This window comes from Jejudonia soesokkakensis, from assembly GCF_042664795.1.
GTDB classification, from domain to species: Bacteria; Bacteroidota; Bacteroidia; order Flavobacteriales; family Flavobacteriaceae; genus Jejudonia; species Jejudonia soesokkakensis.
This window is the reverse complement of sequence record NZ_JBHTBN010000001.1, coordinates 977690-980787: the sequence shown is the minus strand read 5'-3', so window position 1 is coordinate 980787 and position 3098 is coordinate 977690. Positions and strand designations below refer to the sequence as shown.

Annotated in this window: 1 protein-coding gene; it reads right to left on the bottom strand. The window is 39.7% G+C overall.

Annotated features, from left to right (window positions below):
- Positions 1-3098, bottom strand: a 3098-nt coding sequence (locus ACFQO1_RS04510; RefSeq protein ID WP_380216774.1) for an Ig-like domain-containing protein, incomplete at both ends; no start/stop codon positions are given.

The window sequence follows — 3098 nt, the reverse complement described above, 5'->3', positions numbered from 1 at the left end:
TCAGTATCTGTACTCAAGTCATCATCAATAGTAACTCCAGACAAGTCAGTTACATCATCTCCTGTTGGAGGTGTTCCTGTAGCGGTCGCTTGATTTGTTACCATTCCTGCGTTAATATCTGCTTGTGTGATTGCATAATCTGCAGTATACACCCACGTCTCAGTTGGTTGTAAGATACCATCACCATCATCTCCAGTTGGTCCAGCGATAGTTACCACTGGGTTTGGAGCTTGTAGTAATGGATCTGTTACTGTTACATTAGACAGATCTACGTTCCCTTCATTAGTTACTGTGAACGTGTATGCGATAGTATCACCTACATCACTCGTACATTCACCGTTTACAATACCATCATACTCGCTAGTTTTCACAATCGCGATAGCTGCTGTATTACAAATTTCAGTATCTGTACTTAGGTCATCATCAATAGTAGCTCCAGACAAGTCAGTTACATCATCTCCCGTTGGAGGTGTTCCTGTAGCGGTCGCTTGATTTGTTACCATTCCTGCGTTAATATCTGCTTGTGTGATTGCATAATCTGCAGTATACACCCACGTCTCAGTTGGTTGTAAGATACCATCACCATCATCTCCAGTTGGTCCAGCGATAGTTACCACTGGGTTTGGAGCTTGTAACAATGGATCGGTTACTGTTACATTAGACAGATCTACGTTCCCTTCATTAGTTACTGTGAACGTGTATGCGATAGTATCCCCTACATCACTCGTACACTCACCATTTACAACACCATCATACTCGCTAGTTTTCACAATAGCGATATCGGCTACCTGACAAATTTCAGTATCTGTACTCAAGTCATCATCGATGGTAGCTCCAGAAAGATCTGTAACTGTTGTTCCATCTTCATCTGTACCTGTTGCAGTTGCCTGATTGGTTACAATACCAGCATTGATATCAGCTTGTGTAATCACGTAATCTGCTGTGTATATCCAAGTTTCAGTAGTCTGAAGGATTCCATCACCATCATCTCCGGTTGGTCCAGCAATAGTTACTACTGGGTTTGGAGCTTCCAATAAAGGATCGGTTACAGAAACATTCATTAAATCTACATTACCTTCATTAGTTACCTCGAATGTATATGTAATGATATCACCTTCCGAAGCTGTACATTCCCCATTTACAATAGGATCATAAGAACTTGTCTTCACGATTGCTATTGCAGGGTCTGGAGTTTCTTCAATTAAGATATATACTGTAGCCTGGTCTGTTGCAGCGCCGCCAGCATTGTCATCTGTAATTGTATATACAAACTGATCTGTTCCAGTAAAATCTGCAGGAGCTGTATAATCAAAACTTCCGTCAGGATTAATTGTTACTGTAACTCCATTTAATGATATCACTGTTAAACTAGTTACCGTTTGTCCATCACCTTCAGGATCTGTATCATTTGTTAATACATTACCACTAATTGTAGTGTTAATTTCTCCATAGTATGAATCATCATTTGCCACAGTAATGTTACCAGAGTTGTCAATTACTGTTATATATACAGTAGCTTCATCACAAAGTGCTGGATCTGCATCATCACAAATTGTGTATACAAATGTATCAACTCCTGTAAAGTCAGTTGGTGGTGTATACGTATACACTCCAGTAATTGGATCAATCGTTACCACGACACCTTCAGTAGTTGTTACCGTAGTTGTAGTTACTGTGATTGGATCACCATCTAAGTCATAATCATTCACTAATACATTTCCTGTTACTGGAGTATTCACTTCAGTCACTGCTGTGTCATTGTTTGCAATTGGAGGATCATTTTCTAAGATAGGATCGTCTACAACTTCAATTGTAACTGTTGCCTGATCGCATGCTTGTGGGTTTCCGCCGTCACACACTTCATACACAAATATATCTTCACCTACAAAATCTGCAGGAGGGGTATATGTATAAGTTCCATCTGGATTGAATGTTAATGTTCCGCCTTGATTTGGACCGCTGACTAAAGTAAATACTTCAGATCCAGCAGGACCATCTAAGTTATCGTCATTTGTTGAAACATCACCTGTTACGGGAGTGTTTACAAATGTATCATTGATATCATCAATCGCGTAAATTTCATTTATGCCCTCACCAATTGTGATATAAACTGTTGCTTCATCACATGCTTGTGGCGTTCCATCATCACATACTGAATATACAAACTGATCTGTTCCTACAAATGTTGGGTCATTTGGTGTATACACAAAACTTCCATCAGCTTGTAAAGCAACTGTACCATTCATTGGATTTACAACAGGTACAGTGTTAACTGTCTGAGTATCTCCTTCTGGGTCACTATCGTTATCTGAAACGTTTCCTGTAATATTTTCACCTGGCATTCCATTGTATGCATCATCATTTGCGAATGTGTTATTCTCTTGAGAATTACCAACTACTGTGATCTCTACTGTTGTAGTATCACATAAGGCTGGTGTTCCATTATCACAAATTGTATATTCAAATGTATCAACACCCACAAAATCTGTTGGAGGTGTGTAAGTATACTCTCCTGTGTTCGGATCAATTGTAACTGTAACACCTTCAGTAGTTGTAACTGTCGTTGTTGTTACAGTAATTGGGTCACCTTCAGGATCAAAATCATTCACAATCACCACACCATCTACAGGAGTATTTACTTCAGTTGAAGCAGTATCTGGATTGGCTACTGGTGGTTGATTATCAGAATCATTCGCCGGTAAAATTTCAATATACACTGTCGTCGTATCTACTGCCTGTGGGTTTCCATCGTCAATAATACTATAATCAAACGTGTCTTCTCCAGAGTAGCCAGCAGGCGGAGTATACGTATAGTTTCCGTTAGCGCTCATCTCTACAGTTCCACCCTGAGCAGTCGTAATAGTTCCTGTTGTAGTTACCGTCTGAGTATCTCCCTGTAAGTCTTCATCATTAGTAAGTACATTACCGCTTACTGGTAAATCAACATAAGTATTATTGATATCCAATACAGCATCTGTAGTGTTTATTCCGAAGATCGTAATACTCACCGTAGCCTGATCACAAGCCTGTGGAGTACCATCATCACAAACACTGTAGATAAAACTATCTGGTCCGCTGAAGTTTGGATCATTTGGTGT